The following is a 998-nucleotide window of genomic DNA, read 5'->3' as shown; positions in this document are numbered from 1 at the left end:
GAATTTCCGGGTAGCCACGTCCAATCCCGGCTTCTGCACGCACGATTTCAACGGTATACTCGTACATTGACTCGTACCCGTCAGGACCATCACGGCGACACAACCACCCCGGGAATTAAATCCGGTCAAGACCAGCACCTGGCGGTACGTTCAGATACGAAAACAGGATGTCGTCCCGGAACTCGTAGGCCTTGCCTTGGTATGTCGCTTGGAGCGCGTCGACACTCCCGTCACGCTTCGAGATGAACGGAATTGTTGTGTCACCCCACGGGCTCATCATCTCGGTCAGGACGTGTGCATCAGGGATGACACGGTCGGTGCTGAACTCGTCGCGTAGCAGGAGCCGCGTCATCTTCACCAACTCTGTCGCGCTTGATCCCGCCACGTACCCGATCAGCGGGATCTCGTGGTGATGGCTTGCAGCGATGATGCGACTCAACGTCGAGATATACCGTTCACGTGTCTCCGGCTTCAGTGGATTTGTGAACGACGCGATCAGCGGACCATCGTAGAACACGACCGGTGTCTGCCCGATGTCGCCGGCGTCACGAGCATCTGCCAACTCGACAATCTGCTCGATCAGTAGTTGCCCTTCATGCTCGAACCGGTGATGCCCGACGAGTTGTGAGTCCACGAATCGATAATCGCCATCGTCGGACTCCTGTGTGACCTCATCAGGTGTCAACAGCCGTCCTTCGACACCGCGTTCAAGCCGACCGTCTGGATGGTGATGATTGGTCGCCCACGCTGCTTGTACGTACGCCAGTGGGACGTTGAAACTGGTTGTTGGCGGGAGCTGTGATCCATCGACCGCCATCGCCGGTACATCTCGAAGAAGCTCGCGCGCCCACTCGTTAACATCCTCGTGGTTGTCCCATCCATCACTCTCCGGGTATGGGACGACGATACTCTCTACATCATCAAACTCGTCAGTCGGGTACGCCCCTGGGTACGACGTATCTTGGAGTTCTGCACGGATCTCATCGTTCTTCCACCCG

1 protein-coding gene is annotated in these 998 nt (G+C 57.2%); it reads right to left on the bottom strand.

Annotation, left to right across the window (positions count from 1 at the left end):
* Positions 1 to 115 precede the first annotated feature (115 nt).
* The coding region (locus DVK07_RS19545; RefSeq protein ID WP_199719636.1) for a DNA double-strand break repair nuclease NurA at positions 116 to 998 on the bottom strand (883 nt) is incomplete at its 5' end.

It is taken from the genome of Halorubrum sp. Atlit-26R (assembly GCF_003666015.1).
Lineage (GTDB): Archaea > Halobacteriota > Halobacteria > Halobacteriales > Haloferacaceae > Halorubrum.
This window is presented reverse-complemented; position numbering and strand designations above follow the sequence as displayed.